Annotated in this window: 22 protein-coding genes; 20 read left to right on the forward strand and 2 right to left on the reverse strand. The window is 73.4% G+C overall.

From position 1 onward, the window contains the following. Positions 1 to 90: 90 nt before the first annotated feature. The 10 genes from L1857_RS15390 (at position 91) to ftsZ (ending at position 12,556) form a co-directional block, all read left to right on the forward strand. Positions 91 to 1,680, forward strand: a complete 1,590-nt coding sequence (locus L1857_RS15390) for a UDP-N-acetylmuramoyl-L-alanyl-D-glutamate--2,6-diaminopimelate ligase (protein WP_249465406.1) — start codon at positions 91 to 93, stop codon at positions 1,678 to 1,680. Further along, a complete protein-coding gene (locus L1857_RS15395; RefSeq protein ID WP_094005924.1) occupies positions 1,677 to 3,146 on the forward strand; it encodes a UDP-N-acetylmuramoyl-tripeptide--D-alanyl-D-alanine ligase in 1,470 nt (489 codons plus the stop codon). The genes L1857_RS15390 and L1857_RS15395 overlap by 4 nt, the downstream gene beginning before the upstream one ends. Next, positions 3,143 to 4,231 (forward strand): phospho-N-acetylmuramoyl-pentapeptide-transferase, encoded by a 1,089-nt coding sequence (mraY, locus tag L1857_RS15400; protein WP_094005925.1) that lies wholly within the window; start codon positions 3,143 to 3,145, stop codon positions 4,229 to 4,231. The genes L1857_RS15395 and mraY overlap by 4 nt, the downstream gene beginning before the upstream one ends. 190 nt (positions 4,232 to 4,421) lie before the next feature. Then, positions 4,422 to 5,819, forward strand: a complete 1,398-nt coding sequence (murD, locus tag L1857_RS15405) for a UDP-N-acetylmuramoyl-L-alanine--D-glutamate ligase (protein ID WP_162830601.1) — start codon at positions 4,422 to 4,424, stop codon at positions 5,817 to 5,819. Then, complete coding sequence (gene ftsW / locus L1857_RS15410; RefSeq protein ID WP_094005926.1) at positions 5,806 to 7,236, forward strand: putative lipid II flippase FtsW; 1,431 nt, start codon at positions 5,806 to 5,808, stop codon at positions 7,234 to 7,236. The genes murD and ftsW overlap by 14 nt, the downstream gene beginning before the upstream one ends. Positions 7,237 to 7,242: 6 nt before the next feature. Beyond that, the gene (gene murG, locus L1857_RS15415; RefSeq protein ID WP_094005927.1) at positions 7,243 to 8,346 is read left to right on the forward strand and encodes an undecaprenyldiphospho-muramoylpentapeptide beta-N-acetylglucosaminyltransferase; all 1,104 of its coding nucleotides are present in this window, start codon (positions 7,243 to 7,245) and stop codon (positions 8,344 to 8,346) included. Then, positions 8,343 to 9,752 carry a UDP-N-acetylmuramate--L-alanine ligase gene (murC, locus tag L1857_RS15420; RefSeq protein WP_094005928.1) on the forward strand — a complete coding sequence of 470 codons (1,410 nt, stop codon included), beginning with the start codon at positions 8,343 to 8,345 and terminating at the stop codon, positions 9,750 to 9,752. The genes murG and murC overlap by 4 nt, the downstream gene beginning before the upstream one ends. After that, positions 9,753 to 10,547 carry a cell division protein FtsQ/DivIB gene (locus tag L1857_RS15425; protein ID WP_094005929.1) on the forward strand — a complete coding sequence of 265 codons (795 nt, stop codon included), beginning with the start codon at positions 9,753 to 9,755 and terminating at the stop codon, positions 10,545 to 10,547. Positions 10,548 to 10,588: 41 nt separating this feature from the next. Further along, a complete protein-coding gene (locus L1857_RS15430; protein WP_094005930.1) occupies positions 10,589 to 11,083 on the forward strand; it encodes a DinB family protein in 495 nt (164 codons plus the stop codon). 189 nt (positions 11,084 to 11,272) lie between these two features. After that, positions 11,273 to 12,556 carry a cell division protein FtsZ gene (gene ftsZ / locus L1857_RS15435; protein WP_094005931.1) on the forward strand — a complete coding sequence of 428 codons (1,284 nt, stop codon included), beginning with the start codon at positions 11,273 to 11,275 and terminating at the stop codon, positions 12,554 to 12,556. 24 nt (positions 12,557 to 12,580) lie between these two features. On the opposite strand, the gene L1857_RS15440 is transcribed toward ftsZ, so the two are convergent. Next, positions 12,581 to 13,435: a hypothetical protein gene (locus L1857_RS15440; protein WP_249465408.1), complete on the reverse strand. Its 855-nt coding sequence runs from the start codon at positions 13,433 to 13,435 to the stop codon at positions 12,581 to 12,583. 55 nt (positions 13,436 to 13,490) lie between these two features. Between L1857_RS15440 and pgeF the strand changes: the two genes are divergently transcribed. The 6 genes from pgeF to L1857_RS15470 all read left to right on the forward strand — a co-directional run bounded on the left by pgeF (position 13,491) and on the right by L1857_RS15470 (position 17,651). Then, positions 13,491 to 14,192 (forward strand): peptidoglycan editing factor PgeF, encoded by a 702-nt coding sequence (gene pgeF, locus L1857_RS15445; RefSeq protein ID WP_094005933.1) that lies wholly within the window; start codon positions 13,491 to 13,493, stop codon positions 14,190 to 14,192. Then, entirely contained in the window at positions 14,189 to 14,923 is a 735-nt protein-coding gene (locus L1857_RS15450; protein ID WP_094005934.1) for a YggS family pyridoxal phosphate-dependent enzyme, read from the forward strand. The genes pgeF and L1857_RS15450 overlap by 4 nt, the downstream gene beginning before the upstream one ends. 65 nt (positions 14,924 to 14,988) lie before the next feature. Next, the gene (locus L1857_RS15455; RefSeq protein ID WP_094005935.1) at positions 14,989 to 15,609 is read left to right on the forward strand and encodes a cell division protein SepF; all 621 of its coding nucleotides are present in this window, start codon (positions 14,989 to 14,991) and stop codon (positions 15,607 to 15,609) included. Positions 15,610 to 15,787: 178 nt separating this feature from the next. Beyond that, positions 15,788 to 16,072 carry a YggT family protein gene (locus L1857_RS15460; protein ID WP_026153057.1) on the forward strand — a complete coding sequence of 95 codons (285 nt, stop codon included), beginning with the start codon at positions 15,788 to 15,790 and terminating at the stop codon, positions 16,070 to 16,072. A gap of 53 nt (positions 16,073 to 16,125) precedes the next feature. Next, positions 16,126 to 16,956 carry a DivIVA-like cell division protein Wag31 gene (wag31, locus tag L1857_RS15465; RefSeq protein WP_094005936.1) on the forward strand — a complete coding sequence of 277 codons (831 nt, stop codon included), beginning with the start codon at positions 16,126 to 16,128 and terminating at the stop codon, positions 16,954 to 16,956. Positions 16,957 to 17,033: 77 nt separating this feature from the next. Then, complete coding sequence (locus tag L1857_RS15470; RefSeq protein ID WP_116111860.1) at positions 17,034 to 17,651, forward strand: hypothetical protein; 618 nt, start codon at positions 17,034 to 17,036, stop codon at positions 17,649 to 17,651. A gap of 328 nt (positions 17,652 to 17,979) precedes the next feature. Here L1857_RS15470 and L1857_RS15475 read toward each other — a convergent pair whose 3' ends face one another. Continuing rightward, entirely contained in the window at positions 17,980 to 18,738 is a 759-nt protein-coding gene (locus tag L1857_RS15475; RefSeq protein WP_116111857.1) for an ArsR/SmtB family transcription factor, read from the reverse strand. 94 nt (positions 18,739 to 18,832) lie between these two features. Between L1857_RS15475 and L1857_RS15480 the strand changes: the two genes are divergently transcribed. The 4 genes from L1857_RS15480 (at position 18,833) to L1857_RS15495 (ending at position 25,967) form a co-directional block, all read left to right on the forward strand. Continuing rightward, positions 18,833 to 20,155, forward strand: a complete 1,323-nt coding sequence (locus tag L1857_RS15480) for an MFS transporter (RefSeq protein ID WP_094005939.1) — start codon at positions 18,833 to 18,835, stop codon at positions 20,153 to 20,155. A gap of 271 nt (positions 20,156 to 20,426) precedes the next feature. Then, positions 20,427 to 23,597: an isoleucine--tRNA ligase gene (gene ileS, locus L1857_RS15485; RefSeq protein WP_249465411.1), complete on the forward strand. Its 3,171-nt coding sequence runs from the start codon at positions 20,427 to 20,429 to the stop codon at positions 23,595 to 23,597. Positions 23,598 to 23,655: 58 nt separating this feature from the next. Further along, positions 23,656 to 25,233, forward strand: a complete 1,578-nt coding sequence (locus L1857_RS15490) for a penicillin-binding transpeptidase domain-containing protein (RefSeq protein WP_249467425.1) — start codon at positions 23,656 to 23,658, stop codon at positions 25,231 to 25,233. Between the two features lie 44 nt (positions 25,234 to 25,277). After that, positions 25,278 to 25,967, forward strand: a complete 690-nt coding sequence (locus tag L1857_RS15495; protein WP_094005942.1) for an ArsR/SmtB family transcription factor — start codon at positions 25,278 to 25,280, stop codon at positions 25,965 to 25,967. The last annotated feature ends 109 nt before the right edge of the window (positions 25,968 to 26,076 follow it).

Below are 26,076 nucleotides of genomic sequence, written 5' to 3' on the forward strand. Positions count from 1 at the left end.
ACAAGCGCTAGGAGTACCGGGCCGCAAGAGGGGAATCCCGGCTCGGTAACCTTCCGTGCTGTGTCGGTGGAAGCGTCTGGAAGCAGCACCATGTCGCAGGAAGCGAAGGGGCGGGTACCGGACAGCCCGGTGAAGGCGGCGGTGGCGCCGCCACGGCCGGCCCGCATCGAGCCGGTCCCGCTCACCACGCTGGTCGCGCGCGCGGCCGCGCGCCTGGTCGGCGAGCCGCGCTGGCCCGGCGACACGGTCGTCACGGGGGCCACCCTGCGGGCCCAGCACGTCCTGCCCGGCGACCTGTTCGCCGCGCTGCCGGGCGCGCGGGCGCACGGGGCCGACTTCGCCGGGCAGGCCATCGCGGCCGGGGCTGCGGCGGTGCTCACCGACGAGGCCGGAGCGGACCGGCCGGCGCTGCGTGAGGCGGGCGTCCCGGTGCTGGTGCACCCGGACCCGCGCGGGGTGCTCGGCTCGATGGCCGCCTGGATCTACGGCGAGCCGTCGCTGGAGCTGGCCGTGCTGGGCATCACCGGCACGTCGGGCAAGACCACCACCACCTACCTGGTCGAGTCGGGCCTGCGCGCCGCCGGGCACGTCACCGGCCTGATCGGCACCATCGAGACCCGCATCGCGGGGGAGCGGCTGGCCAGCGCGTTCACCACGCCGGAGGCGCCCGACCTGCAGGCGCTGCTCGCGGTCATGGTCGAGCAGGGTGTCACGCACGTGCCGATGGAGGTCTCCAGCCACGCGCTCGCGCTGGGCCGGGTCAACGGCACCCGGTTCGCGGTCGGCGCGTTCACCAACCTCTCCCAGGACCACCTGGACTTCCACCGCGACATGGAGGAGTACTTCGCGGCCAAGGCGCTGCTGTTCGACGGCCGCTCCACCACCGAGGTGGTGTGCATCGACACCGCCTGGGGACAGGCGCTGGTCACGCCGCACACGATCACCGTGACCACCGAGCCGGGCGTGGACGCGAGCTGGACCGCCACCGACTTCGCCACCACGGCCACCGGCGAGCAGAGCTTCACGCTGCTCTCGCCGTCCGGGCGCACCGCGCGGGCCACGCTGCCGCTGCCGGGCACGTTCAACATCGCCAACGCGCTGCTCGCCGCGGCGATCCTGGAGACGTGCGGCGTCAGCCTGGAGGAGACCGTCACCGGCCTGGCGCACGTCGAGGTGCCGGGCCGGATGGAGCGGGTGTACCTGGGCCAGGACTTCACCGCCGTCGTGGACTACGCCCACAAGCCGGCCGCGGTGGCGCAGGCGCTGGACGCGCTGCGCGCCCGCACCGAGGGCCGGATCATCACGGTCCTGGGCTGCGGCGGCGACCGGGACACCGCGAAGCGCCCGATGATGGGCGAGGCCGCCGCCAGACGCAGCGACGTCCTCATCGTCACCGACGACAACCCGCGGTCGGAGGACCCGGCCGCGATCCGCGCCGCGATGCTGACCGGCGCCCGCGCGGCCGGTCCCGGCTCCGGCGAGGTGCTGGAGATCGGCGACCGGCGTGAGGCGATCGTCCGGGCGGTCGGGCTGGCCCGCGCCGGGGACGTCGTGCTGATCGCGGGGAAGGGCCACGAGACCGGCCAGGAGGCCGCGGGCGTCGTGCACCCCTTCTCCGACCGCGACGAGCTGGCGGCGGCGATCCGGCACCGGCTCGAAGAGAACCAGGAGACCCGTTGATCCCGCTGACCCTGGAGCAGATCGCCGCCGTCACCGGCGGCCGGCTGCACCGCACCGACGGACGCGAGACGGTCACCGGCAGCGTCGAGTTCGACTCGCGCCGCCTCACCCCGGGCGGGCTGTTCGTGGCCCTGCCGGGGGAGAAGGTCGACGGGCACGCCTTCGCCGCCAAGGCGGTGGAGAGCGGCGCCGCCGGGGTGCTGGCCGCCCGCGAGGTGGACGCGCCCGCGGTGATCGTGCCGCCGCTGCCACCCGGCCAGGCGCACGAGCGCGCGCTCGCGCTGGCCGGCGACAAGGACGGCTCCGGCGCCGCCGTGCTGGCCGCCCTGGCGAAACTGGCCCGGCACGTGGTGATCGAGCTGTCCCGCGGCGGGCTCACCGTGGTCGGCGTGACCGGCTCGTCCGGCAAGACCTCCACCAAGGACCTGATCGCGCAGCTGCTCGAGCCGATGGGCCCGACGGTCGCGCCGCCCGGATCGTTCAACAACGAGCTGGGCCACCCGTGGACGGCCCTGCGCGCCGACGCGACCACGCGCCACCTGGTGCTGGAGATGTCCGCCCGCGGACCGGGCCACATCGCCCACCTCGCGGAGATCGCCCCGCCGCGCATCGGTGCCGTGCTCAACGTCGGCAGCGCCCACGTCGGCGAGTTCGGCTCGCGCGAGGGCATCGCCAAGACCAAGGGCGAGCTGGTCGAGGCGCTGCCGTCGGCGGAGCAGGGCGGGGTCGCGGTGCTCAACCTGGACGACCCGCTGGTCGCCGCGATGGCGAGCCGGACCACGGCGCGGATCGTCGGCGTCGGCGAGCACCCGGACGCGCAGGTGCGCGCCGAGGACATCACCCTCGACGAGCAGGCCCGCGCCTCCTTCCGGCTGATCACCCCGGCCGGACAGGCGCCGGTGAAGCTGTCGCTCTACGGCGAGCACCACGTGGGCAACGCGCTGTCGGCCGCCGCCATCGCGCTGGAGCTGGGCGCGAGCGTCGAAGAGGTCGCGCAGCGCCTGTCGGCCGCCCAGCGCCGCTCCGCGCGCCGCATGGAGGTCACCACCAGGGCCGACGGCGTCGTGGTGATGAACGACTCCTACAACGCCAACCCCGAGTCGATGCGCGCCGCGCTCAAGACCCTGGCCTCGGCCAGCCGCGGGAAGCGGTCCTGGGCGGTCCTCGGTGTGATGGGCGAACTCGGTGCCGATAGCGTGTCCGCGCACGACGAGATCGGCCGCCTCGCGGTCCGGCTCAACATCAGCAGGCTCGTGGTGGTCGGGGACGAGGCGGCCGCGATGCACCAGGGCGCCAGCCACGAGGGTTCGTGGGGCGAGGAGTCCGTGCTGGTGCCCGACGCCGACGCCGCGATCGCCCTCCTGCGCGAGCAGCTGGAACCCGGTGACGTCGTGCTGGTGAAGGCTTCGAAGGTCGCCGAGCTCTGGCTCGTCGCTGACGCACTGCTCAAGGAAGGTGTTGCGTGATCAGCATTCTGATCGCGGCCGCGATCGGTCTCCTGGTCTCCATCCTGCTCACGCCCTACCTGATCCGGGTCTTCTCCCGGCAGGGCTTCGGCCAGGAGATCCGCGAGGAGGGCCCGCAGGGCCACAAGTCCAAGCGCGGCACGCCCACGATGGGCGGGGTCGCGATCATCATCGCGATGGTGGTCGGCTACTTCGCCGCGCACCTGATGAACTGGATCGGCTCGGGCAGCTCCGCCGACGACGGCCCGTCGGCGTCCGGCCTGCTCGTGCTGTTCCTCGCGGTGGGCCTGGGCGTGGTCGGGTTCCTCGACGACTTCATCAAGATCCGCAAGCAGCGCAACCTGGGCCTGAACAAGACCGCGAAGCTGGTCGGCCAGCTGGTGGTCGCGGTGGCGTTCGGCATCCTGGCGCTGCAGTTCGCCGACCGCTACGGCCTCACCCCGGCCTCGCGCAACCTCAGCTACGTGCGCGACCTCGCGCTGATCACCTTCCCCGCGGTGATCTTCGTGATCTTCTGCTACGTGGTCATCTCCGGCTGGTCGAACGCGGTGAACTTCACCGACGGCCTGGACGGCCTGGCCGGCGGCACCTCGGCGATGGTACTGGCCACCTACGTGGTGATCGCGTTCTGGCAGGCCCGGCTGTCCTGCGTGGTGACCCCGCAGGCGGCCTGCTACGACGTGCGCGACCCGCTGGACCTCGCGGTGGTCGCGGCCGCCGCGGCCGGCGCGTGCGTCGGGTTCCTGTGGTGGAACGCCGCGCCGGCGAAGATCTTCATGGGCGACACCGGCTCGCTCGCGCTGGGCGGCCTGGTGGCCGGCCTGTCCATCACCACCCGCACCGAGCTGCTCGCCATTGTCATCGGCGGCCTGTTCATGGTCGAGATGATCTCGGTGGTGCTGCAGATCGCGGTGTTCCGCACGACGCGGCGGCGCCTGTTCCGGATGGCCCCGTTCCACCACCACTTCGAGCTGGCGGGCTGGGCCGAGACGACGGTGATCATCCGGTTCTGGCTGCTCGCCGCCATCTGCTGCATGTTCGGCCTCGGCCTCTTCTACTCCGAACAGCTGGGCGCGGGAGGCTGACAATGGTCGGAAGCGGTCTGCGTAGCGGTGCGGGTGGCGGAACCTCAGAAACCCCCTCGCTCCGGGATCGCCTCCTCATGAATGCCAATTCACCACGTCGGCGCTGTCCTCGCGAGGGGGCTCCTGAGAACCCGCGGCGGTGCCGGCTGACGGCCCACCCCGCGCGGCTCCGCCGCGCAGAAAGCGAGTGATGGTGTTCGCCGGACGCAACGTGCTCGTCGCCGGCGCCGGGGTCACCGGGCGCTCGGCGGTGCGGGCCCTGACCGAGCGCGGCGCCCGGGTGACGGTGACCGACGGCAACGCCGAGCGGCTGGCCGAGCTGGACGGCCTGGGCGCCGAGCTGGTGCCCGGCCTGGCCGAACCCCCGGCCGGGACCGACCTGGTGGTCACCAGCCCCGGCTGGCGGCCGACCGCGCCGCTGCTGGTCGCCTCGGCCGCCGCCGGGATCGAGGTGATCGGCGACGTCGAGCTGGCCTGGCGCGCCTCCCGGGACCTCCCGAACCCGGCCACCTGGCTCGCGGTCACCGGCACCAACGGCAAGACCACCACGGTCGGCATGCTGGAGTCGATGCTGCGCGCGGGCGGGGCGCACGCGCTGGCCTGCGGCAACATCGGCCTGCCCGTGCTGGACGCGGTGTTCTCCGGCTACGAGGTGCTGGCGGTGGAGCTGTCCAGCTTCCAGCTGCACTGGTCCTCGACGCTGGCGCCGCACGCCTCGGTGGTGCTCAACCTCGCCGAGGACCACCTGGACTGGCACGGCTCGATGGAGTCCTACGCGGCCGCCAAGGGCACCATCCACGCGCACTCCTCGGTGGTCGTGCACAACGCCGACGACCCGTGGTCGGTGCGGCTGGCCGGCGAGTACGCGCCCGCCGGGGCCAAGCGGGTCGGGTTCCGCCTGGACACCCCGCGCCCCGGTGAGCTGGGCCTGGTCGAGGACCTGCTGATCGACCGCGCCTACGGCCCGGACCCGCAGCACTCCGCCGACGAGCTGATCTCGGTGAGCGAGGTGCGCCCGGCCGGCCCGCACAACCTCGCCAACGCCCTGGCCGCGGCCGCGCTGGCCCGCGCGTACGGCATCGACCCCGCTGGGGTCGCCAAGGGCCTGCGCGAGTTCCAGCCGGGCGCGCACCGCGCGGTCGAGGTGGGCGAGTTCGGCGGCGTCCGCTACGTCGACGACTCCAAGGCCACCAACCCGCACGCCGCCGCCGGGTCGCTGCTCGCGCACTCCAGCGTGGTGTGGATCGCCGGCGGGCAGCTCAAGGGCGCCGCGGTCGACGAGCTGGTCGAGGTGGTCGCCGGACGCCTGCGCGGCGCGGTGCTGATGGGCGCCGACGCCCCGGTGATCGCCGCCGCTCTCGCGCGACACGCGCCCGATGTCCCCGTCCATCGGGTCGCTTCGGGTGACGATGAGGCCATGAACGAGGCGGTCTCGGTGGCCAGCGACCTGGCCCGGCCCGGTGACGTGGTGCTGCTGGCGCCCGCCGGGGCGTCCCTGGACATGTTCCGCAACTACGCCCATCGGGGCGACGCCTTCGCCGACGCGGTCCTGGCCCGTGCGACGGGGTCTGCCGATGACGGTCGTTGAGGAGCCGGACCAGAAGCAGGACCGCGAGCCGCGCAGGCGGGACCGGGGCGACCGGCAGAGCCCGGCGCGCGCCACGTTCACCGCGCTGACCGCGTGGCTGTCGCGCCCGCTCGCCGACTTCCACCTGGTGCTGGCCCTGACCGGCCTGCTCACCTCGATCGGCATCGTGATGGTGCTGTCGGCGTCCTCGGTCGCCTCGGTCGACCCGGACACCGGCTCCGGCGTGTACGCGCTGTTCAAGAAGCACCTGATCTTCGTGCTCACCGGGTCGGTGGTGTTCTGGGTGGCGCTGCGGATGCCGCTGAAGCGGACCCGCGCGCTGTCCTCGATGGCCGTGCTGGTGTGCCTGGTGATGCTGGCGCTGGTGCTGACGCCGCTCGGGTCGGCGGGCGGTGGCGCCCAGCGGTGGTTCGCCCTCGGTGGCTTCTCGGTGCAGCCGGTCGAGTTCACCAAGGTCGCCTTCGCGTTGTGGGGCGCGCACGTGCTGGTCACCAAGTACCACGTGCTGCACCAGTGGCGGCACCTGATGGTGCCGGTGGTGCCGGTCGCGCTGCTGATGTTCGCGCTGGTCATGGCCCAGCCGAACCTGTCCGGCACGATCACGCTCGGCGTGGTGCTGATGTCGCTGCTGTGGTTCGCCGGCGCGCCGAAACGGCTGTTCGCGGTGATCCTCGCCGGTGGCATCGCCGGGGCCGTGGTGCTGGCGCTGACCGCGTCCTACCGCATGTCGCGGGTGATGTCGTTCCTCTCGCCCGGCTCGGACACCAGCGGCGCCGCCTACCAGGCCACGCAGGCCAAGTACGCGCTGGCCGACGGCGGGCTGTTCGGCAAGGGGCTCGGGCAGGGCCCGTCGAAGTGGTCCTACCTGCCGAACGTGCAGAACGACTTCATCTTCGCGGTGATCGGCGAGGAGCTGGGCTTCATCGGCTGCATCGTGGTGATCGGCCTGTTCGTCGGGCTCGCCATCGTGGGCCTGCGCATCGCCATGCGTAACCTGGACCCGTGGATCCGGATCACCTCCGGCACGCTCACGGTGTTCACGGTGTCCCAGGCCGGGATCAACATCGGGTACGTCGTCGGGCTGCTGCCGGTCACCGGCGTGACGCTGCCGCTGATCTCGGCGGGCGGCACGTCGATCTGGGTCACCATGTTCCTGATGGGCCTGCTGGCCAACGCCGCCCGGCACGAGCCGGAGTCGGTGGCGGCGCTGCGGTCGCAGGGACCGGGTAAGTTCGGCCGTCTCCTGCGCCTGCCGGCGCCCGAGGTGTACCGGCCGCCGACGCGGCGGCGGGGCAGCGGCCGTGCGGCACCCCGCGGGGACCGGCCCTCGGCCCGCGGGGCACGATCGGCGCAGGCGCCCGAGCGCCGGCGCGCGGCGCCGGGCAGACGGGGAAGTTCAGTGCGGAGAGGGACGTAGGATCAAGTGAGCAAGGCGGTTACCGGCGTGGCTCCCACCGTGGTGGTGGCGGGCGGCGGCACGGCCGGACACATCGAACCCGCGCTGGCGCTGGCCGACGCCGTGCGGCGGCTGCGGCCGGACGCCACGGTGGTCGCGCTGGGCACGTCCCGGGGGCTGGAGAACAAGCTGGTCCCGGCGCGCGGCTACCCGCTGGAGCTGATCCCGCCGGTGCCGCTGCCGCGCAAGCCGACCACCGACCTGCTGCGGCTGCCGCTGAAGATCCGGGACTCGGTCAAGCAGACCCGCGAGATCCTGGACCGGGTCGGCGCGGACGTCGTGGTCGGGTTCGGCGGGTACGTGTCGCTGCCGGCCTACTTCGCCGCGCGCGGCCGCGTGCCGATCGTGGTGCACGAGGCCAACCAGTCGCCGGGCCTGGCCAACCGCGTCGGGGCGCGCTTCGCGAAGCGGGTCGCGGTCGCGGTGCCCGGCACGCCCCTGCCGGGCGCGGAGGTCGTCGGCATCCCGCTGCGGCGCTCGATCACCTCGCTGGACCGGGCGGCGCTGCGGGCGGAGGCCCGGGCGCACTTCGGGCTCGACCCGGACGCGCCGACGCTGCTGGTGTTCGGCGGTTCGCAGGGTGCCCAGTCGATCAACAACGCGGTGTCCGGCGCGGCCAAGGAGCTGGCCGACGCCGGGATCGGCGTGCTGCACGCGCACGGGCCGAAGAACAGCCTGGTGGTGCAGGAGTTCCCGGGCCGCCCGGCGTACGTGCCGGTGCCCTACCTGGAGCGGATGGACCTGGCCTACGCGGCGGCCGACGTGGTGCTGTGCCGGTCGGGCGCGATGACCGTGGCCGAGGTGTCCGCGGTCGGGCTGCCCGCGGTGTTCGTGCCGCTGCCGCACGGCAACGGCGAGCAGGCGATCAACGCCCGGCCCGCGGTCGACGCCGGCGCGGCGCTGATGGTCCAGGACGCGGACCTGAGCCCGGCCAAGGTCGCCGAGCTGGTGATCCCGCTGGTCACCGACCCCGCCCGGGTTACGAAGATGGGGGCCGCGGCGGTCGGGCTGGGCCACCGCGAGGCCGACGAGGTGCTGGCGCGCATCGTCCTGGAGGTGTGCGGCAAATGAGCGAAGTCCCCGCCGAGCTGGGCCGGGCCCACCTGATCGGGATCGGCGGTGCCGGCATGAGCGGCATCGCGCGGATCCTGCTGGCGCGCGGCGCCCGGGTGTCGGGTTCGGACGCCAAGGACTCCCGCGCGTTCCTGACGCTGCGCGCGCAGGGCGCCGAGATCGGCATCGGGCAGCGCCCGGAGAACCTGGACGCGCTGCCCGGCGGCCCGTCCGCGGTGGTGGTGTCGACCGCGATCAAGGAGAGCAACCCGGAGCTGGTGGCCGCCCGCGAGCGCGGCATCCCGGTGCTGCACCGGGCGCAGGCGCTCGCGCTGCTGATGGCCGGGCACCGGGTGGCCTGCATCGCCGGCACCCACGGCAAGACCTCGACCACGTCGATGCTCACGGTCGCGCTGCAGCACTGCCGGCTGGACCCGTCGTTCGCGATCGGTGGTGACCTCAACGAGTCCGGCGCGAACGCGCACCACGGCGAGGGCGGGGTGTTCGTCGCCGAGGCCGACGAGAGCGACGGCTCGTTCCTGAGCTACTCGCCGTCGGTGGCGGTGGTGACCAACGTCGAGCCGGACCACCTGGACCACCACGGCACCGCCGAGGCCTACACCGCGGTGTTCACGCAGTTCACCCGCCGGATCGAGCCGGGCGGCCTGCTGATCGTGTGCGCCGACGACGAGGCCGCGAACGCGCTGGGCGACCACGCCGCGGCCGAGGGCGTGCGGGTGCGCCGCTACGGCCGCTCGGTGACCGGCGCCGGGGACGCGAAGGTGCTGGACTACCGGCCCGCCGACGGCGGCGGGGTCATCCGGATCGCGCTGGACGGCGCCGAGACCGACGTGCGGGTCGCGGTGCCGGGCGAGCACATGGCCTTCAACGCCGTCGCCGCGGTGCTGGCCGGCCTGGAGCTGGGCGCGCCGCTGGGCGGGCTGGCCGAGGGGCTGGCCGCGTTCGGCGGGGTGCGGCGGCGGTTCGAGTTCAAGGGCCGCGCCGCCGACGTGCGGGTCTACGACGACTACGCCCACCACCCGACGGAGGTCGCCGCGCAGCTGCGGGCGGTGCGGCACGCGGCGGGCGGGGGCCGGGTGGTCGTGGTGTTCCAGCCGCACCTGTACTCGCGCACGAAGCTGTTCGCCGCGGAGTTCGCCGACGCGCTCGGGCTGGCCGACGAGGTCGTGCTGCTGGACGTGTACGGCGCGCGGGAGGAGCCGGAGCCGGGCGTCAGCGGCGCGCTGATCGCGGAGCGGATCACCGGGGCGGGGGTGCACTACGAGCCGGCGTTCGACCGGGCCGTGACGCTGGCCGCCGACCTGGTCAAGCCCGGGGACCTGCTGGTCACCATGGGCGCGGGCGACGTGACCCAGCTGGGGCCGGAGATCCTGGCGGAGCTGGACCGGCGGGCCGGGGGCTAGGTGGCGACGCGAGCGCGGAGCGACGAGCGCAGCCGGCCGTCCACGCGGCGGTCGTCGTCGGCGGTGCGCAGCCGCCGGGGACGGCGCCCGCTGACCGCCCGGCGGCGCACCGGCACGGGCGTCTCGCGGCGCCGCGCGTTGCGGCGCCGGTGGGTGGCGACGCTGAGCGTGCTGACGGTGCTCGGGCTCGGGTACGTCGTGATGTTCACGTCGCTGCTGGGGGTACGTTCGGTGGAGGTGCACGGCGCGCACAGCGTGCCGGGGGACCAGATCCTGGCCGCGGCGGCGGTGCCCGATCTGAAACCGATGCTGCTGCTGGACACCGACGAGATCGCCGCCCGCGTCACGGCGATCCCCGGAGTGGCCACTGTGGACGTCTCCCGGTCGTGGCCCTCCACTGTGGACATCACGGTGACGGAGCGGTCGCCGATCGGGTTCGTGGCCGGCCGGGACGGCTTCCACCTGGTCGATTCCGGCGGCCTGGACTACAAGACGGTGCAGAACAAGCCGGAGCGCCTGCCGGAGCTGCAGGTGGCGGTGGTGTCGCCGGAGGACGCGGTGACGCGGTCGGTGGTCGCGGTGCTCGCGACGGTGCCGGAGCCGCTGAAGGGCCAGATCGCCGTGGTGCGGGCCGGCACCCCGGGCGGCGTGGAGTTCACGCTGACCACGGGCAAGACGGTCCGCTGGGGCGACGCGTCGAACGCCGAGCGCAAGGCCAGGGTGCTGGGCGTCCTCCTGACACGCGAGGGCCGGATCTACGACGTGGCGAGCCCCGAGCTGCCGACGGTCTCCTGAGGACGGAGACACCGGCGGGGACGCTGTGCGAAGCTGTGCGCATGATCAGGACGGAACCGCCCTTCGACGGCGGCGAGCGCGAGCAGCTGACCGCCTTCCTGGACTTCCTGCGCGAGGCCGTCGTGCTCAAGTGCGCGGGCCTGACCGACGAACAGGCCCGCCGCAGCCTGGTCCCGAGCGAGCTGACCACGATCGCCGGCCTGGTCGGCCACCTGACCTACGTGGAGCACTACTGGTTCGAGGCGGTGCTCGCCGGCCGTCCCAACCGGTGGGCGGAGAAGCTGGCGGACGACCGCGACGCCGACTTCCGCGAGGCGCTCACGGTCCCGCTCGCGGACCTGGTGGCCGCCTACCGCGCGCAGTGCGCCACCAGCCGCGAGATCGCGGCGGAGCTGGCGCCGGACACCCTGGTGTCCTTCAAGGACGGTTCGGTCAACCTCCGCTACGTGCTGATCCACATGGTGGAGGAGACCGGGCGGCACGCCGGGCACCTGGATCTGCTGCGTGAGCTGACCGACGGCCGGACCGGCGAATGAGGCGTCCGGCGCGGTGATTTTGCAACGCCACGGACGACACGCGGCGTGGCTACTGGATTCCGCTTCGCCGGATCCCTACCTTCGGCGGACGGAGCGGGGAGTTGACATAACTCTGAACCTTGAGTTTAGGTTGAGGGTTTTTCGCTCCCGGCGAGCGGTACGAGGAATCACGATAGGAAGGCGGACCCGATGACGCCCCCGCACAACTACCTCGCGGTGATCAAGGTCGTCGGCATCGGCGGTGGTGGCGTGAACGCCGTCAACCGCATGATCGAGGTCGGCCTCAAGGGTGTCGAGTTCATCGCGATCAACACGGACGCGCAGGCGCTGCTGATGTCCGACGCGGATGTCAAGCTCGACATCGGCCGCGAGCTGACCCGCGGCCTGGGCGCCGGCGCGAACCCCGAGGTGGGGCACAAGGCCGCCGAGGACCACCGCGAGGAGATCGAGGAGGTGCTCAAGGGCGCCGACATGGTCTTCGTGACCGCGGGGGAGGGCGGCGGCACCGGCACCGGCGGCGCGCCGGTGGTCGCCTCGATCGCGCGCAAGCTCGGCGCGCTCACGATCGGCGTGGTGACCCGGCCGTTCACCTTCGAGGGCAAGCGCCGCGGCAAGCAGGCCGAGGACGGCATCCAGGCGCTGCGCAACGAGTGCGACACCCTCATCGTCATCCCCAACGACCGGCTGCTGCAGCTCGGCGACATCGGCGTCAGCCTGATGGACGCGTTCCGCTCCGCCGACGAGGTCCTGCTCTCCGGTGTCCAGGGCATCACCGACCTGATCACCACGCCGGGTCTGATCAACCTGGACTTCGCCGACGTGAAGAGCGTGATGTCCGGCGCGGGCAGCGCGCTGATGGGCATCGGCTCCGCGCGCGGCGAGGGCCGGGCGGTGCAGGCCGCGGAGAAGGCGATCAACTCGCCGCTGCTGGAGGCTTCGATGGAGGGCGCGCACGGCGCGCTGCTGTCCATCGCGGGCGGCTCCGATCTCGGCCTGTTCGAGATCAACGAGGCCGCCTCGCTGGTGCAGGAGGCCGCGCACCCCGAGGCGAACATCATCTTCGGGACGATCATCGACGACTCCCTCGGCGACGAGGTGCGCGTGACGGTGATCGCGGCCGGGTTCGACTCCGGCTCGCCCACCCACAAGAAGCTCGAGCCGCCCGCCGTGGGCACCCGCTCGACGACGGCGTCCGCCGAGGCCGGGCAGGTCCGCCAGCCGGCGCCCCCGGCAGCGACGCCGCCCGCCCCGCCCGCCGGTGGGGGCTTCCCGGTCACGCCGCCGCGGACGCCGCCGTCGGGCACCAGCTACGGCACGCCGCCCAGCGGGCTGCCGCAGCCCGGTGGCGGCAGCCGCAGCTACCCGGCGCCGCGCACGAGCACCAGCCAGGGCAGCCTGCCCAGCCGGGCCGTCCCGGTCACCGACGACCCGTCCGACGACGACGTGGACGTCCCGCCCTTCATGCGGCGCTGACCCCGCGCCGGGCCTGACCCGCGGTCAGGCCCGGTGGTGCTGTTCGAGTTCGTCGATGGCGCGGGACAGCGTCCAGCGTTCGTCCTCGGACAGCTCCCACGGCAGGTGGTCCCGCAGCGCGGCGTCGAGCCGCTCGGCGACCACGACCTCCAGGATGTCCGGCACCCCGGCGCCCATCAGCAGCTCGGCCAGCGGCACCGACCAGTGGGGGTGCGGGAACCGCGCCGCGTGGCGGCTGGCGCGCGCCTCCTGCCAGATCCGCCGCGTCGCCTCGGGCCCGTCGAACCGCACGGCGTCCTGCAACAACCGGCACCAGCCGAGGTCGGCCATGTCCATCGCCCCGCTGAACTCGCCCCAGAGGTCGGCCTCGCCGACCTCGCGGAACAACACCAGCGCTCCGGCTCGGTCGCCCGCCGCGTAGCGCGCGTCCGCCTCGTCCAGCTTGGCCTTGAGGCGCTGGCCCGCGGTCGCGCCGTGCTTCGCGAGGTACTCCTCGCGGTCGCGGGCGAGATGGGCGACCTCCGGCACCCGGCGGGTGACCTCCCACAGGTCCTCCGCCTCCTCGTCCGGGACGCCGTGCTCCAGCGCCCTCTCGAGCAGGGCGATCGCGCGGTCGTTGTGCTCGGCCATCTCCCCGGAGGAGAGGAATCCGATGTCGTCCAGGTGGCCGTAGGCGCCGGCGAGCGCGAACGCGCCCCGCACCGCCGGGTCCACCTCGTCCAGGCGCTCGTCCACGGCTTCGGCGATGCGGGTCCACTTCTCCTGGCCGGGCGGGGTGAACAGCGCGGCCAGCTCCGGCGGCAGCTTCCCGGAGGTGGCCAGCGCGCGGACGCTCGGGGCACGGGTGGCAGATCCATGGCGGTGAGACCGGCCGAGCACGGTGTCCGGTTCCCAGTAGGCTCAGGGCAAACCAGGCGAGTGGAGGTAGTGGGACTTGCGCATCCGTCGGGTGGTCACGACCAGGGCGGGTGGCGTTTCGGCGCCGCCGTACGACACGTTCAACCTCGGTGACCACGTCGGTGACGATCCGGCCGCCGTCGCGGCCAACCGCAAGCGGCTGGGTACCGAGCTGGGTGTCGAGCGGGTCGCCTGGATGGAGCAGGTGCACGGCCGCACGGTCACCGTCGTCGACGGCAGCGAGACCGCGCCCGCCGAGGCCACCGACGCGCTCGTGACGAAGACCCCCGGCCTGCCCGTCGCCGTGCTCGTCGCCGACTGCGTGCCGGTCCTGCTCGGCGACCCGGAGAGCGGGGTCGTGGCCGCGGTGCACGCCGGCCGCGTCGGCGCCCGCGTCGGGGTGCTGCCCGCCGCGCTGGAGGCGATGGTCGCGGCCGGCGCCGAGATGGGCCGCATCGAAGTCCTGCTCGGCCCGGCGATCTGCGGCGAGTGCTACGAGGTGCCCGCCGGGATGGCCGCCGACGTCGACCAGCACCTGCCCGGCAGCGCGACCCGCACCCGCACCGGCAAGCCCGGTCTGGACCTGCGCGCCGGCCTGTGGCGCCAGCTCGCCGAGGCCGGGGTCGGCAAGGTCGGCGTCGACCCGCGCTGCACCGCCGAGGACCCCACGCTGTTCAGCTACCGGCGCGACGGCACCACCGGCCGCATCGCCGCGCTGACCTGGGCCGAGCCGGAATGAGCGACGAGCAGCGACGGGAGGGGATCGCCAAGGCGCTCGAAGCCGTCGAGGCGCGCGTCGCGCAGGCGTGCGCGGCGGCCGGGCGGCCACGGGCGCAGGTGCGTCTGCTCGCCGTCACCAAGACCTTCCCCGCCACCGACGCGGCCCTGCTCACCGACCTCGGCCAGACCGACCTCGCGGAGAACCGCGACCAGGAGGCCGGCGCCAAGGCGGCCGAGGTGCGCGTGCTGCGGCCGGAGGCGCGGCCGCGCTGGCACATGATCGGGCGGCTGCAGCGCAACAAGGCGCGCTCGGTGGTGCGGTGGGCCGACGAGGTCCAGTCGGTCGACTCGATCCGGCTCGCCGACGCGCTCGCCAAGGCGCTGCGCAACGCGCACGAAGCGGGGGAGCGGTCCGGGCCGCTGGACGTCCTGATCCAGGCCAGCCTCGACGACGATCCGTCACGAGGCGGCTGTCCGCTCCCTCGGCTGGGTGAGCTGGCCGATCACATCGCCGGGCTGGACGGGCTGCGGCTGCGCGGCCTGATGGCGGTCGCGCCGCTCGGCGCGGACCCCGCGCCGGCCTTCGCGCGCCTGGCCGGAGCGGCCGATGACCTCCGCCGGAACCACCCGGAGGCGGTCGAGCTGTCCGCCGGGATGAGTGGTGATCTGGAACCCGCCATCGCGCACGGTTCGACATGTGTGCGTGTCGGAACCGCGTTGCTCGGCGCCCGCGGTTTAGCCTCGCCGTAGCGAGATCACCCGGAAGTGAGCGATCGCGTCCGGGTAGTCAGGTGAGGGAGCGGCTAGGGAGAGGCATGAGCGCGCTGCAGAAGCTGAAGGCCTACTTCGGCATGATCCCGGCCGACAGTGACGGTTACGACGGCTACGACTCCTACGAGGCCGCCGACCGGTACGACGACGACTACCGGCGCGACTACGCCGACGAAGCCTACGACGGCTTCGACGAGGAGCCGCCGCCGCGTGCCCGCCGACGGTACCGCGACGGGTCCGGCTACGACGAGGAGGGCCCGCTCCGCGCGCGGCCACGGGCGCCGGAGCCGCCGGTGCACGGCGCGCTGGCGGTCGAGCGGCAGCCGGAGCCGGTGGCGCGGCTGCGGCCGGTACCGGAGCCGGCCCGGGCGTCCGCGCGGGACGCGCTGGGGCGGATCACCACGCTGCACCCCACGAGCTACGTCGAGGCGCGGGGGATCGGCGAGGCGTACCGCGAGGGCATCCCGGTGATCATCAACCTGACCCAGATGGAGAACGCGGACGCCAAGCGTCTCGTGGACTTCGCGGCCGGGCTGGCGTTCGCGCTGCGCGGCTCGATGGACAAGATCACCAGCAAGGTGTTCCTCCTCTCGCCGCCGGACGTGGAGGTGACCGCGGAGGAACGCCGCCGGATCGCCGAGGGCGGGCTGTTCCTCCGTCACTGAGGGCGACCACCCGGTCCGGAAAATGACCCGGAACAGGGTGATGGCCCAACTACTATTCGTAGCAATTTAGGCCGAACGGGTGAAACCGTTGGCTAAATCACAGTTCGATTACGTGACCCGGACAGACCGGGTGTTCCGGGTGCTCCCGGGGTCACGGTGATGTGGCAGAGTGGTGTTCGTGGATGCGGTCCGGCTAGTCCTCTACTACGTGCTGTTCGTCTTTTGGCTGCTGCTCACAGCACGTGTCGTGGTGGAGCTCGTGCGTGCCTTCGCACGGGATTGGCGCCCCGCCGGTGGGGTTGCGGTGACGCTGGAGACCATCTACACAGTGACCGATCCTCCGGTCCGCGTGGTGCGGAGGATCATTCCGATGGTTCGCATTGGCGGCGTCGGACTGGACTTATCGATTATGGTGCTGCTGTTGGTTGTGTTCATACTGATGCAACTGGCGCTTCCTGGGTGACTTCGGGGGAACCCAGGTGTCGGAGCAGGCCATGGAGTGCGTGAGGTGATCTGATGTCGTTGACCCCCGCTGACGTGCATAACGTCGCGTTCAGCAAGCCACCCATCGGCAAGCGGGGCTACAACGAGGACGAGGTGGACGCGTTCCTCGACCTGGTGGAGACCGAGCTCGCGCGGCTCATCGAGGACAACAACGAGCTGCGCCAGCAGGTCGAGCAGCTCGACGCCGAGCTCGAAGGCACCCGTGCCGACCTCGAGGCCGCCCGCGCCGGAGCCGGACCGCAGGAGCGCCGCCTGGCGCCCGTGCCGCCGCCCTCGGCCGCCGAGCAGACCCAGGCCCACCCGATGTCGGACGGCGGCGAGCCGAACGTCCAGGCGGCGAAGGTCCTCGGCCTGGCCCAGGAGATGGCCGACCGGCTGACCGCCGAGGCCAAGACCGAGTCCGACGGCATGCTGGCCGAGGCTCGCGCGAAGTCCGAGCAGCTGCTCTCCGACGCCCGCACCAAGGCCGACTCGATGGTCAACGAGGCGCGCACGCGAGCGGAGAACATGCTCAACGACGCCCGCACCCGCGCCGAGACGCTGGAGCGGCAGGCGCGCGACAAGGCGACGACCATGGAGCGCGAGGCGCAGCGCAAGTACACCGAGACCATGAACACGATGAACAGCGAGAAGACCGCGCTGGGCAAGAAGATCGAGGAACTGCGCACCATCGAGCGCGAATACCGCACGCGGCTGCGCGGGTTCCTGGAGTCCCAGCTGCGCGAGCTCGACGATCGTGGTTCCGCCGCGCCCGCGTCGGCGTCCTCGAACTCGGGACAGGCGAGCGCGGGATCGGGCAGCGGCCAGGGCTACTCGTTCGGTCCCCGCGCCGAGGCCGGCTGAGCTTCCCGGTGACGGTTCCGGCACTCCGCGTGGGAGGGTCGGAACCGTTCCGGGCGTGGTTCGTGTTGTAATTCACCGTGCTCTTCATCGTTCTGATCCTGGTTCTGGCCGCGCTGGGGCTGCTGATCGCGGCGTTGGTCACGGCGAACTCGCTGTGGGCGTGGATCTCGATCGGCCTGTCGGTCGCCGCCGGGCTGCTGCTGGTGGCCGACTTCGTGCGGCGCCGGGTGGCCCGTCGCCGCGCGGCCGCCGCGCTGGTGGCGGAACCGGATGAGGAGCCCGCGGCGGAGTCGTCGGCCGCCGCGGTGGACGAGGAGCCGTCGGCCGCCGAGGTCGCGGAGGACGCGGAGAAGCCGGCCGGGGAGCCGTCGACGGCGGACGCCGCGGTGGACGAGGCGCCGGTGGACCAGACCGCGCTGCTGCCGACCGCCGGTGAGCTGGTCGGCACTGCCGAGGAGGGCGAGCCGGGCGAGGAGCCCACGGCCCCGGCGGACGCGGAGATCGTGGACGAGCTGGACGCCGAGGTCGTGGTCGTGGACGAGCACCCGCGCTACCACCTGACGGACTGCGGCTGGCTCGCCGACCGCGACACGATCCCGATCTCCGTGAAGGAGGCCCGGGACCTCGGGTTCACGCCGTGCGCCCGCTGCACCCCCGACGCCCACCTGGCCGAGGCCCACCGCGCCAAGGCCTGAGGGAGGCTCACCGCGCGAAGGCCTGAGGCGCCTCCGGCCGAGGCCCACCGCGCGAAGGCCTGACGCTCACGCCATCCGCACGCCGAGGAGATCGGCGAGCGCGGTGGTGCCCGTGCTGGGTCAGCCGTGCCCGGGCCGGTGCCGCGTCACCCAGCCCTGCTTCAGGAACACGCGCCGCGAGCGCGGCGTCCAGTGCGCCCGCTGCACCCCCGACGCCCACCTGGCCGAGGCCCACCGCGCGAAGGCCTGACGCACCTCCGGCCGAGCCGCCCCCGAAACCAGGATCCGAGCCCACGCGGCCCGATTTCCCCGAGGCGCTGCCGCGGCTTCAGCCGGCGACACGCACTCCCAGCCGTCCGGCGAGTGCGTCCGCTCCCGTGTCGGTCAGCCGGAGTGCCCGGTGCCCGGGCCGGTGCCGCGTCACCCAGCCCTGCTCCAGGAACCGCGCCGCGAGCGCCGCGCCCAGTCCGCCCGCCAGGTGGTGCCGCTGCTCGGACCAGTCCAGGCAGAACTTCAGCAACGGCCGCCGCCCGCGGGCGGCGTCCACGGCGTCCACGTCCAGCCCGAGCAGCGCCAGCACCTCCGGCGCCTCCGGCCCCAGGGCGTAGGGGTGCTCGGCCAGCGGCTGGGACAGCGCGTCGCCCGGGCGGCGGCTCGTGCCGGGGACACCGTCCGTCGTGACCAGCGCCCCGCGCTCCACCAGCGCCGCCGTCACCGAGACGCCCAGCCGCCCGGCGACGTGGTCGTAACAGGTCCGGGCGAACCGCAGCGCCCGCGCCCGCGTCCCCGATCGCAGCGAGGTGACCGGCCGGGCGGGGGAGAAGCGGGCGAGCGTTTCGAGGATCTCGACGGCGTCCGGCCGCAGCCGGTAGAAGCGGTGCCGCCCGGACCGCTCCGCCTCGACGAGCCCCGCCTCCCGCAGCTTCGCCAAATGCGCACTGACCCCCGGCGCGGACAACCCGGCCTCGGCCGCGAGCACGGACGCCGCGAGAGCCCGCCCGTCGGCCAGTGCCGTGAGCACCCGCACCCGGGCCGGATCCGCGAACAGTGCCGCGGTGCGCGCGATGTCGGCGTCCCCTCCACTCATGGCTCCAGCATGCCGCGCCGACACTTCCACCGGCGCCGAAGCGTCCCGGCACACTTCCACCCACCCGGAAACGAATCCGGGGTCTCCTGGACCCATGCCCGACAAGCGTTCCGCCGTCCTGCTCACCCAGTGCGCCGGCATGTTCCTGGTCCAGCTCGACGTCACCGTGGTCAACGTCGCCCTGCCGAGCATCGGCGCCCGCTTCCACGCCGGCGTTCCCGCGCTCCAGTGGATCGTCGACGGCTACACCGTCGTGCTCGCCGCGCTGCTGCTGTCCGGCGGGGCACTCGGCGACGTGCTCGGCCACCGCCGGGTCGTGCTCGCCGGCCTGGGGATCTTCGGCCTCGCCTCCGCCGGGTGCGCCCTGGCGCCGGACAGCGCGACCCTGATCGCCGCCCGCGTGGCCCAAGGCGCCGGGGCCGCGCTGCTGCTGCCCGGGACGCTGGCGGTGATCACCCGCACCTTCCCCGGCCGCCACGAACAGGCCCGCGCGCTCGGCGTCTGGGCCGGCGTCTCCGCGCTGGCACTGGCCGCCGGCCCGCTGCTGGGCGGGCTGCTGGTCACGGCCACCGGCTGGCGCTCGCTGTTCTGGATCAACGTGCCGCTGACCGCGCTGGCCGCCGCCGGCACCCTGCTCGTCCCGGCGGATCCGCCCACCACCGGCCGCGTGGACGTCAAGGGCGTCCTCACCGGCGCCACCGCCCTCGCCGCCCTGGTCTACGCGGTCATCGAGTCCAGCATCCCGGCCGCCGTCCTCGGTGTCGCCGCCGCCGCGGCGTTCCTCGCCGCCGAACGCACCGGCCCGGCGCCGATGCTGCCGCTGACCCTGCTGCGGTCACGCACCTTCGCCGCGGCCAACGTCGTCGCCGGCGCGATGAACTTCGCCGGCCTCGGCACGATCCTGCTCGCCACCCTCTACCTGCAGGGCGTCCACCACGCCGGCCCGCTGACCGCCGCGCTGGCGATGCTGCCCGGATTCCTGCCGCTGTCGCTGCTCGCCCCGGTCACCGGGCGGCTCACCGCGCGGTTCGGCCCGCGGCCGGTCATGATCGCCGGGCTGCTCACCGGCGCGACCGGCCTGCTCGGCCTGCTGCGCGTCACCGGGCACAGCACGATCGCCGGCTCGTTCCTGCCCGCGTTCGCCCTGTTCGGCGTGGGACTGGGCCTGCTGACCGCGGCCGTCGTCGCCGCGGCGGTCGGCGGCGTCCCGGCCGGCCGGGCCGGCATCGCCAGCGGCGTCAACAACACCGCGCGCCAGGCCTGCGGCGCGCTCGGCATCGCCACGTTCGGCGCCATCGCGGGCAGCCCGGCCCAGCCCGCGGCGTTCCTGCACGGGCTGCACGCCGCCGCGGTGCTGGGCGCCGGGATGTGGCTGGCCGCGGCCGTCCTCACCGCCGTCGCCGTCGGCCGACCCTGAGCGAAACCGGCTTGCGGGAGGCGGCTAACCTGGACGGACACGGCGTCGATCCGGCCATCACCGGGGAGCCTCCGGAAGAACGGGACCGGGTGGTCCTCAGTAGAACCGGACGGGTACGGCCCGTCACAGCCGTCAACGAAGAGGCCTGCTCGGTGAGCGGGCAAACGGGGTGGTACCGCGGAAGCGCGCTCAGGTGGCGCCTTTTCGTCCCCGTGCTGGATCCGCCGAGGATCCGCCACGAGAGCGACGAGCACCCGCGAGGAGCGCACCGATGTACCCGAAGGCTCAGCTCGGCGACGGCCCGGCCGGCCAGGTCCCGTCCCAGCCGTCCTTCCCGGCGCTGGAGAACAGCGTGCTGGCCTACTGGGAGTCCGACCGGACCTTCCAGGCCACCATCGACGCGCGCGAACCGGGGACGAACGGCAGCAACGAGTACGTCTTCTACGACGGCCCGCCGTTCGCCAACGGCCTGCCGCACTACGGCCACCTCCTGACCGGTTACGTCAAGGACATCGTGCCGCGGTACCAGACCATGCGCGGCCGCCGCGTCGAGCGCCGCTTCGGCTGGGACACCCACGGCCTGCCCGCCGAGCTGGAGGCCGAGCGGCAGCTCGGGATCACCGACAAGTCGCAGATCGACGAGATGGGCATCGCCGCGTTCAACGACGCGTGCCGCGAATCCGTCCTGCGCTACACGAACGAGTGGCGCGACTACGTCACCCGCCAGGCCCGCTGGGTCGACTTCGAGCACGACTACAAGACGCTCGACATCACCTTCATGGAATCGGTGATCTGGGCGTTCAAGCAGCTGTGGGACAAGGGCCTGGTCTACGAGGGCTACCGCGTGCTGCCCTACTGCTGGCGCGACGAGACCCCGCTGTCCAACCACGAGCTGCGGATGGACGAGGACGTCTACGCCAGCCGCCAGGACCCGGCCGTGACGGTCGGGTTCCGCGCCGAGGGCAACGGCACCGAGCTGGACGGCACGTACCTGGTGATCTGGACCACCACGCCGTGGACCCTGCCGTCGAACCAGGCGGTCGCGGTGCACCCGGACGTGGACTACGCCGTGGTCGAGCGCGACGGGAAGCGCTTCCTGCTCGCCGAGTCGCGGCTTCCCGCCTACGCCAGGGAACTCGGCGAGGAGCCGGTCGTGGTGGCGCGCCACCGGGGCGCCGAGCTGGCGGGCGTGAAGTACGCGCCGCCGTTCCCGTACTTCGTCGGCGCCGAGAACTCGCACCAGGTGCTGCTGGCCGACTTCGTCACCACCGACGACGGCACCGGCATCGTCCACATGGCCCCGGCCTACGGCGAGGACGACAAGGCCGCCGGCGACGCCGCCGGCATCACTCCGGTCACCCCGGTGGACGCGCGCGGCCGCTTCGACGCGACCGTGCCGGACTACGAGGGCCAGCAGGTGTTCGACGCCAACGCCGACATCATCAAGGACCTCAAGTACGGCACCGGTTCGGCCGCCCGGCAGGGTGCGGTCCTGCTGCGGCACGAGACCTACGAGCACTCCTACCCGCACTGCTGGCGCTGCCGGAACCCGCTGATCTACCGCGCGGTGTCGTCGTGGTTCGTCAAGGTGACCGCGTTCCGGGACCGCATGGTCGAGCTGAACCAGCAGATCACCTGGTACCCCGAGCACGTCAGGGACGGCCAGTTCGGCAAGTGGCTGGAGAACGCGCGCGACTGGTCGATCTCGCGCAACCGCTACTGGGGCACGCCGATCCCGGTGTGGATGTCGGACGACCCCGCGTACCCGCGCGTGGACGTGTACGGCTCGCTCGACGAGCTGGAGCGCGACTTCGGCGTGCGGCCGACCGATCTGCACCGCCCGCACATCGACCAGCTCACCCGGCCGAACCCGGACGACCCGACCGGGAAGTCCACCATGCGGCGGGTGCCCGAGGTGCTGGACGTGTGGTTCGACTCCGGCTCGATGCCCTACGCCCAGGTGCACTACCCGTTCGAGAACGCGGAGTGGTTCGAGCACCACTACCCGGGTGACTTCATCGTCGAGTACATCGGGCAGACGCGCGGCTGGTTCTACACGCTGCACGTGCTGGCGACGGCGCTGTTCGACCGGCCGTCGTTCCTCACCTGCGTCGCGCACGGCATCGTGCTCGGCTCCGACGGGCAGAAGATGTCGAAGTCGCTGCGCAACTACCCGGACGTCAACGAGGTGTTCGCCCGGGACGGCTCGGACGCGATGCGCTGGTACCTGATGTCCAGCCCGATCCTGCGCGGCGGCAACCTGATCGTCACCGAGAAGGGCATCCGCGACGCGGTGCGCCAGGCCGTGCTGCCGCTGTGGAACTCCTACTACTTCCTCGCGCTGTACGCCAACGCCGAGGGCGTGGAAGGTCAGTGGCGCACCGATTCCCCGCACGTGCTGGACCGCTACATCCTCGCCAAGACCGGTGAGCTGGTCACCGACGTGCAGTCCGCTTTGGACACCTGCGACATCGCGGGCGCGTGCGCGACCACCCGGGACTTCCTCGAGGTGCTCACGAACTGGTACGTGCGCCGCTCGCGTGAGCGGTTCTGGGCCGGCGAGAAGGACGCGATCGACACGCTGCACACGGTGCTGGAGGTGGTGTCGCGGACGATGGCGCCGCTGCTGCCGCTGACCACCGAGGTGGTGTGGCGCGGGCTGACCGGTGGCCGGTCGGTGCACCTGCAGGACTGGCCGCTGGTGGACGAGCTGCCCGCGGACGCGGCGCTGGTGACGGCGATGGACCGGGTGCGCCAGGTGTGCTCGTCGGCGCTGTCGCTGCGCAAGGCGAACAAGCTGCGGGTGCGGCTGCCGCTGGCGAAGCTGGTCATCGCGGCCGGTGACGCGGACGCGCTGGCGGACTTCACCGACATCATCGCCGACGAGGTCAACGTCAAGGCGGTCGAGCTGAGCACCGACGTCGCCGCGCACGGCCGGTTCGAGGTCGCGGTCAACGCCCGTGCCGCCGGGCCGCGCCTGGGCCGCGACGTGCAGAAGGTGATCAAGGCCGTCAAGGCGGGCGACTGGACCACCTCGCCGTCCGGCGCGGTGGTGGCGGCCGGCATCGAACTCGCCGAGGGCGAGTACGAGCGGCGCCTGGTCGCCAAGGAGGAGGGCGCGGCCGCGGAGCTGCCCGGCGGCTCCGGCCTGGTGCAGCTGGACACCGCGGTGACCCCGGAGCTGGCCGCCGAGGGCGTGGCGCGCGACCTGGTCCGCGTCGTGCAGCAGGCGCGCCGGGACGCCGGGCTCGACGTGGCCGACCGCATCGCGCTGACCGTGGACGCGCCGGAGGACGTGGTGGCCGCCGCGACGCTCCACCAGGAGTTCATCGCGGGCGAGACGCTCGCCGGCGAGGTGGCGTTCGCGCACGTCGACGGCGGGTTCTCGGGTGCGGTCGGCGACGGGGAGAAGATCACCGTGGCGGTAACGAAGGCACCCTGATGCCCGACAGACCGGGAAACACCAACAGGGGGTATCGCCGGTGACGTGGCGCAGGTGGGTGCTGGCGGGTGGCGCGGCCGCGGTCGTCGCGATCGTCGTGGCGGCCGTGGTCGTGGTGTGGGGTGGCTCCTCGCCGGAGAAGCCCCGGGCCAGCGGCTCGGGCGCGGAGGATCCGGGCACCGTCGCGTCGAAGTTCCTGCGCGCCTTCGCCGAGGGCGACGCCGACGCGGCCGCGGCGCTGACCGACGACCCGCGCGCGGCGAGCGTGCTGCTGGCCGACGCCCGCCGCGGCCTGGCCCCGGTGTCGGTCGCGGCGCGGCTGGGCCAGGTCACGCCGGGCGCCACCCGGGCCACCGCGGCGTTCCAGCTCGGCTGGACGATCGCGGCCGGGCAGGTGTGGTCCTACGACAACACCCTCGACCTGGTCTCCGCCGACGGCCGCTGGCTCGTGCACTGGAGCCCGGCGGTGGTGCACCCGAAGCTGCGCACCGGGCAGCAGCTGGCGGTGCGCACGCGCGCGGGCAAGCTCGCGGTGGTGGACCGCAACGGCCGCCCGGTCCTGGCCTGGCAGTCGTCGGGCACGCGGGCGGCCGAGCCGGGCGTGGCGCCGCTGCTGGTGCCGGCGATGCAGCGGACGGTGTCCGAGCGGTCGCAGGACGGCTGGTCGGTGGTGAGCACCGACCTCGACGGCGCGGTGCAGGAGACGCTGTTCGGCCAGGGCGAGGTCGAGGTGGCGCCGCTGACCACGACGCTGAGCCTGCCCACGCAGGCGGCGGCGCAGCGGGCGGTCGACTCGGCGGCGGGCCCGGCGATGCTGGTGGCGATCCAGCCCTCCACCGGTGACCTGCTCGCGGTGGCGCAGAACGCGGCGGCCGGGGCCGAGCCGAAGGCGCTGAACGGCCTGTACGCGCCGGGGTCGACGTTCAAGATCGCCACGGCGGCGGCGCTGCTGGAGTCCGGCACGGCCACCGCGGACACGATCGCCGACTGCCCGGCGACCGCGCGCATCGGGCAGCGCACGATTCCCAACGACGACCAGTTCTCCTTCCCGCCGCTGCCGCTGCACTCGGCGTTCGCGCACTCGTGCAACACCACGTTCGCCCAGCTCGCCTCGACGTTGCCGGCCGACGCGCTGGCCGACGCGGCGAGCGGGTTCGGCCTCAACGCCGACTTCACCATCCCCGGCATCACCACCGAGGCCGGCAAGGTCGTGCCCAGCACGAGCGGGGCGGAGCAGGTCGAGTCGGCGATCGGGCAGGGCACGGTGCAGGCCAGCCCGTTCGGCCTGGCGCTGATGGCGGCGACCGTCGCGCGCGGCGACGAGGTGACGCCGCGGCTGTGGCAGGAGCTGGAGACCACGGTGAACACCGGCTACCGGGCGCCGTCCCGGGACGTGATCGCCGCGCTGCGGACGATGATGCGTGAGGTGGTCACCGGCGGCACCGCGACCGGGCTGCGGGGCAACGGCGCCGTGTACGGCAAGACGGGCACGGCGCAGTTCGGCGACGGCAGCCGGTCCAACGGGTGGTTCGCCGGGTACCGCGACGACGTGGCGTTCGCGGTGCTGCTGCTCGGGTCGGATTCGTCGAAGCCGGCGGTGACCGTGTCGTCGGTGTTCCTGGGCGCGCTGGGCTGACGTTTCGGCCCGGGCCGATGCGTCCGGTGGCTACGGTGGCCGGTGTGGAGACGATCGCGCTGGCCGAGGTGGCCGCGGTGCTCGCCGACCCGAGCCGGGCGGCGATGTGCCTGGCGCTGCTCGACGGCCGCGCGTGGACGGTCGGTGAGCTGGCCCGCGCGGCGGGGATCGCCCCGTCGACGGCGAGCGAGCACGTCAGCCGCCTGCGGGAGGCCGGGTTCGTCGCGGGCGTGAAGCAGGGGCGGCACTCCTACGTGCGGATCGCCGACCCGCGGGTGGCCGAGCTGATCGAGCACCTGGCGCAGCACGCCGAGCACCGGTCCACCTCGGGCCTGCGCGGGTCCCTGCGCGCCCGGCGGCTGGCGTTCGCGCGCACCTGCTACGACCACCTGGCCGGGGCCGCCGGGGTGGCCCTGCGGGACGGCATGATCGGGACCGGGCTGATCACGGAGCGTGCCGGGCTGGCGCTGACCGCGCGCGGCCGCGAGGTGCTCGGTGAGCTGGGGGTGCGGATCCCCACGGGGCGGCGCCCGCTGCTGCGAGCGTGCCTGGACTGGACCGAACGCCGCGACCACCTGGGCGGCGCGCTCCCGGCGGCGCTGTTCACGCACGGAGTCGAGCAGGGCTGGTTCGAGCGGCGCCCGGACCGCGCGGTGCGGGTGACGCCCGCCGCGGCGGAGCCCCTGGCGCGCCTGGGGGTGGAATTACCGGCCGAGCGCCCGGGGACTGGGTGAGGTGTGGCTTGTCGGCGGCCCGGCCCTCGCCTCGCGTGGCCTTCGCTGGGAGCCGAGTCTGGGAGTCGCGGCCGGGTACTCCTCGTGACCGGCTGCGCACCTGCCGTCG

The organism is Amycolatopsis thermalba, assembly GCF_023376025.1.
In the GTDB taxonomy this organism is placed as follows: domain Bacteria; phylum Actinomycetota; class Actinomycetes; order Mycobacteriales; family Pseudonocardiaceae; genus Amycolatopsis_E; species Amycolatopsis_E thermalba.